A 4,814-nucleotide genomic window follows, 5' to 3' on the forward strand; every position below is an offset into this window, starting at 1 on the left:
AATTTCCAGTCGGTGGTGGGGCATGAATCACGCGAACAGTTTCTAGAGTTAGTCGGTGAACTGCCGGATGAGGTAGGGGCTTGCGTTGGCGGGGGCTCGAATGCGATGGGAATGTTTGCCGGTTTTATCGAAAATCAAGCCGTGGGGTTGAACGGCGTTGAGCCGCTTGGCCGAGGCACAAAATTGGGCGAACATTCGGCCACTATGACTTACGGTGAGCCTGGTATGATTCACGGTTTTAAATGTCTGTTGCTTTCGGATGATGAAGGTAACCCTGCTCCGGTACATTCGATTGCTTCGGGTTTAGACTATCCGGGTGTTGGACCGGAACATTCGCATTTGAAAGTGGAAGGACGGGTTAAATATCACGGCGCGACCGACCAGGAAACTTTGGATGCGTTTTATGAGTTATCGCGTTCGGAAGGCATTATCCCAGCATTAGAAAGTGCACATGCGGTGGCTTGGGCGATGCGTCATGGGCGTGACAATCCGGGTTCGACAATTCTGATTAATTTATCCGGTCGTGGCGATAAAGATATTGATTATGTCACTGAGAACTTTGGGTTTGCGAGCCAATCTTAAGGCCTCTTTAAAAGGCTTTTAAAGTTACAAAAACCAGACTAACGACAAGCACCAGGCCTGGTGCTTGATCTAAGCTTGATCCTGCGAGTCAGACTCATTAAAATCCGCATCCAAATCGGTATTGGGTTTGAGGTGCGGATACACTATGTGCCAAGCTTGGGTGAATTTATCGTGATCCAATTTACGTTGCAATAAATTAACGGCTTGAATGTACTGGTCAACGTACAAATAACGCCGACGTTTAAGCGATTGAATTAGGTGGCGATAACGGGTTGGCAAAAAGGGTTTGAAATGCACCAGCAATCCAAATTCCCCTTCGGTTTCAGCCACTCGACGTTCGGCTTCACGGCGTGCGTCCCACTTAACTTGGCGATCATAGCCTTCAAACATTTTGCCAATAAAAAACACGATCCCAGCGCTAACTAAAAAACTTAAGATCAAGTATCCACTGATCCAGGCACCTAAAAAAGTGAAAATCACCAAACTCAACATAGCAACCGGAATAGTGAGGGTATTGATCCAAATACGATTACCGCGTATTTCTTCTTCTACTTTTTTAATATCAAAATCTTCTAAATTAATTTCATGCAATCGTCCCAGCATGGTTTTTGCGCTGGGAATATCATCGCTGATTTGAGTTTGATCTACTGGCGTTTCGCTCATATGAATTATTTCACAGCCTTAGGTTTTTTGGGTTTGCTCATTTGCGTACACTTAAATGTGTGACGAACCCGAGTCTCAAGGCAAAAAGCCGTGAGTTGACCACCCCACAAACAGCCAGTATCGGTCGCATGCACTTGGTAGGCATCTATGGCGCCAAGCGTTGACCAGTGGCCAAAAAAGATTTCATGATCCTTATTACGTCGATTGGTATGTAAAAACCAGGCCTGGTGCTCGGCATGTGTATGTTTATCTGGCGAACCTTTTAGGTCGAAATCTAACTCACCATGTGCGTTGCAATAACGCATGCGTGCAAACGCATTGACGATGTAACGTAAACGTTCCCAGCCTTTTAAGGCGTCGTGCCAAGTTTTGGTTTTAGAGCCGAATAAATGCTGGGTAATAAACTCACGCCAATCATCCGAACGCATAACTTGTTCAACTTCATCCGCATGGATTGCGGCTTGTTCCACCGTCCATTGTGGTGGAATACCGGCATGAACCATGACCACCGGCAAGGTGGCGTGACGCACCATTAAGGGCTGCTGGCGTAACCAATCGATTAGTTCCGAGTGATCGGGCGCGTTGTATATATCTTCGAGGGTGTCGGATTTGGAGCGGTATTTTTCTAAACCACTGGAGGCGGCAAGCAGGTGAAAATCATGGTTTCCCAGTACCATTTTGCCACGTTCTCCGAGTGATTTTACAAATCGTAAACATTCTAACGACTGCGGGCCTCGATTAACAATATCGCCCACAAACCAAAGTTCATCCTGTTTAGGCTGATAGTTAATTTGTTCGAGCAATTGTTGTAATGGGTCAAAGCAACCCTGTAAATCACCAATAATATAGGTTGCCACTTACGCTTCCTTTTGAGGTTTCACTCGGCTGTATAAATTGGCCAGATGGACAAAGTCTTCTACCGATAATGCTTCCGCTCTTAAACCTGGGTCAATCTGACAAAGTTCGATTTGTTCACTATTTAACCAGTTTTTTAGGGTGTTGCGCAAGGTTTTACGTTTTTGACTGAAGGCTTGTTTGACGAGTGCCGCAAAATCAGTGAAATTATCGGCCTCAAAAGGCAGTTGACGGTACGGGATTAAACGAACAATGGCGGAATCGACTTTTGGCGGTGGCGTAAAGTTTTCTGGGCCGACTGTAAATAAATATTCGGTTTGGCAGGCGTATTGAAGCATCACACTGAGACGACCAAAAGCTTTGCAACCGGGCTCGGCAGTGATGCGTTCAACCACTTCTTTTTGCAACATAAAATGCATGTCTTCAATAATGTCAGACTGTTCAAGCAAGTGGAACATTAACGGGCTAGAAATGTTGTAGGGCAGGTTGCCCACCATTCTCAGGGTCTCGCCAGGTTGTTTAATTAGTTGGCGATAATCAAACCGCAAGGCATCCGCATTGTGTAAGTGAAAAGATGGGTGCGTTTTAAAACGCTGAGTGAGCGGGCCAATTAAATCGCGGTCAATTTCAATAATATCTAAATGATTAACCCGATCCAATAAGGGTTCGGTTAAAGCCGCTTCGCCCGGCCCGATTTCGACCAGGTGTTGCTCAGGGCGCGCTGCAATCACATCTACAATGTGGGCAATAACACCGGGATTGTTAAGGAAGTTTTGACCAAACTGTTTTTTATGTTTGTGGTTAGATGCTTTAGACATTGACACGATGCGCCTCCAACATTTCTAGCGCGACTTGAATCGCATAATGGAAACTGCCAGTGTCGGCTTGGCCTGTGCCGGCTAAATCGAGTGCGGTACCGTGGTCAACCGAGGTGCGGATAAAGGGTAAGCCCAAGGTAATATTGACCGCTTTGCCAAACCCAACATGCTTTAAAACCGGTAAACCTTGATCGTGATACATGGCTAAAAACGCATCGGCTTGCTCCATTTTTTGTGGCGTAAACATGGTGTCGGCGGGATAGCAGCCGCTAATGTCCATGTTGTGCTGTTGCAATTGATTAATCACCGGTTGGATGACCTCAATTTCTTCCCGCCCCATGTGGCCGTCTTCGCCTGCGTGTGGGTTTAAGCCAGCGACAAATAAACGCGGTGAATCTATGCCAAATTGTTGTTTTAAAGCTTGATAAGTGATACGCATAACCTTTTCTAATAAAGGCTGGGTGATCGCTTTAGGCACATCGGCCAAGGGCAAATGTGTGGTCGCGAGTGCGACACGTAAACCCGGTGTTGCCAACATCATCACGACTTGCTCGGTATGGCTAAGTTCGGCTAATAATTCAGTATGACCACTAAACTTTAAGCCAGCCTGGTTAATCACACCTTTATGTACCGGCCCGGTCACCATCGCGGCAAATTCGCCACTTAAACACCCTTGGGTTGCGCGCGTTAACATGCGAATAACATAATCGGCATTAGCCGGATTTAATTCACCCGCGTGAGTGGGGGCGTTTAGGCTAAGTGGCAACACACAGAGTTGGCCTGGGCGACTGATTTTTTCTGGCTGACTGGCTTCGTAAAGCAAAATTTCAAGCGGGAGGTTTAAGACCTGCGCGCGCGCTTTGAGTAAATCTGGGTCCGCGATCACCACCAGTTGGATTGGCCAGTTTTGTTGTGCCAGTTGAATCACTAAGTCGGGCCCAATTCCGGCCGGTTCGCCCGAGGTGATAACAATACGTGAGTCCATCATAGTCGCTCCAACCGAGTTTCGACATAAGCTTCATCGCGTAAGCGGCGCATCCATAAGTCAAAGGTTTCATTGGCTTTACGAGAGCGGATGGCTTGGATGGCTTCTTGTTCCAAGGCTTGACCTTGGGCTTCACCGCGGCGTTTATCGTTGAGTTTTAGAATGTGATAGCCACTCGAGGTTTCGATGATTTGACTGATTTGACCTATCTGAAGTTGCACGACCGCCTCGGTAAAAAACGAAGGCATTTCATCCAGATTTAGCCAGCCGAGGTCGCCACCATTCAAAGCTTGACTGGCTTCAGAGTGACGCACGGCTATTTGTGCGAAATCTACGCCATCTTGAAGTTGCTGGTAAATGTCTTTTACTTTTTGTTCGACTTCACGACTTTGTTCTGGGGTGGGTGAGTCGGGGCGGGTAATCAGAATGTGCGCCAATTTAAACTCTTCGTTGCCATCTTGCAGTTGACGACGCTGAATAAAGTTTTCGACTTCTTCTTCGGTCACCTGAATTTGGCTGAGAATTTCAACTTCGCGTAATTTTTGAATCAAAATTTGGTCGCTGATTTGTTGGCGAATCGTGCTAAAGCCATTTGGCATTTGTTGATTAAGGGCTTCGCGTAGTTGCAATAGGGTTAAATTATTAGCGTCCGCCATTTGGCTGAGTTGGGCGTTAATTTCATCATCCGTAACCGTTATACCGCGTTGTTTCGCGCGCTGTTCTTGCAGGTTTTGCATAATCATATTGTCGAGCACGCGTTCGCGTAACAGGTTCATATCTGGGCGCTGGATTTGACGCTGGCGTAGTTCGGCTAAGGCCTGATCAGTTTGTTCATTTAGTTCACTCAACAAAATAATATCGTCGTTAACCACCGCGACAATCCGGTCGAGCAGGGTGTTGGCGTGTACTGA

The 4,814-nt window shown here is 46.7% G+C and carries 6 protein-coding genes; 1 reads left to right on the top strand and 5 read right to left on the bottom strand.

Annotated elements, in window-relative coordinates; translation table 11 throughout:
- A partial coding sequence (locus IBX48_RS09730) for a pyridoxal-phosphate dependent enzyme (RefSeq protein ID WP_296833917.1) occupies positions 1-582 on the top strand: 582 nt, incomplete at its 5' end.
- 69 nt (positions 583-651) lie between these two features.
- Here IBX48_RS09730 and IBX48_RS09735 read toward each other — a convergent pair.
- The 5 genes from IBX48_RS09735 to IBX48_RS09755 form a co-directional block, all read right to left on the bottom strand.
- On the bottom strand, positions 652-1,245 hold the full coding sequence (locus IBX48_RS09735; protein WP_296833920.1) for a hypothetical protein: 594 nt from the start codon (positions 1,243-1,245) through the stop codon (positions 652-654).
- Between the two features lie 5 nt (positions 1,246-1,250).
- Positions 1,251-2,102: a symmetrical bis(5'-nucleosyl)-tetraphosphatase gene (locus tag IBX48_RS09740; protein WP_296833923.1), complete on the bottom strand. Its 852-nt coding sequence runs from the start codon at positions 2,100-2,102 to the stop codon at positions 1,251-1,253.
- Positions 2,103-2,918, bottom strand: coding sequence for a 16S rRNA (adenine(1518)-N(6)/adenine(1519)-N(6))-dimethyltransferase RsmA (gene rsmA / locus IBX48_RS09745; protein WP_296833932.1), 816 nt, complete (start codon positions 2,916-2,918; stop codon positions 2,103-2,105).
- Positions 2,911-3,903 carry a 4-hydroxythreonine-4-phosphate dehydrogenase PdxA gene (gene pdxA / locus IBX48_RS09750; protein WP_365942501.1) on the bottom strand — a complete coding sequence of 331 codons (993 nt, stop codon included), beginning with the start codon at positions 3,901-3,903 and terminating at the stop codon, positions 2,911-2,913. The genes rsmA and pdxA overlap by 8 nt, the downstream gene beginning before the upstream one ends.
- Positions 3,903-4,814: peptidylprolyl isomerase (locus tag IBX48_RS09755; RefSeq protein WP_296833929.1), on the bottom strand; the 912-nt coding region annotated here is incomplete at its 5' end. The genes pdxA and IBX48_RS09755, both read right to left, overlap by 1 nt.

This window comes from Thiomicrospira sp. (assembly GCF_014859555.1).
In the GTDB taxonomy this organism is placed as follows: Bacteria; Pseudomonadota; Gammaproteobacteria; order Thiomicrospirales; family Thiomicrospiraceae; genus Thiomicrospira.